Source organism: Streptomyces hazeniae (assembly GCF_031845485.1).
Lineage (GTDB): Bacteria > Actinomycetota > Actinomycetes > Streptomycetales > Streptomycetaceae > Streptomyces > Streptomyces hazeniae.
Map to the genome: position 1 here is coordinate 1 of NZ_JAVREQ010000236.1, position 407 is coordinate 407.

Genomic DNA, 407 nt, shown 5'->3' on the forward strand with positions numbered 1-407 from the left:
GGGTGTATTCGGGCGATGGAGGGGTCTACAGGATTGCTCCGGGAAGCCATGGCGGGTGGACACGGAGTGCCGTCAAAAGCGAGAACGTGCCGTCGGAGATATCAAGTCTCTGGGAGTCTTCGCGATCCTGAATCGAAGCACTGCCGCTTGGGTGCAGACTCGAGGCGTGAGACGGGAGGAGAACCGATGATCGACGTTCTTCCCGACATGCCCAAGGGTGTTTTCGGGATCCAGGTGTCGGGCCGGGTCCGCGGCGACGACCTCCGCGAATTCCGGCCGACGATGGACGCACTGTTGGAGACCGGCGAGATCCGGATCGTCGAAGTCATCTCATCCGATTACGAGGGCTTTGGACCCGGCGGTCTGGTGGAGGATCTGAACCTCGGCTTCGGCAGCCTGCTGCGCCA

General features: G+C 62.2%; 1 protein-coding gene. It reads left to right on the top strand.

What is annotated here, in order from left to right:
• Window positions 1–186: 186 nt before the first annotated feature.
• On the top strand, window positions 187–407 hold a 221-nt coding region (locus RM572_RS29505), incomplete at its 3' end, for a hypothetical protein (RefSeq protein WP_311676404.1).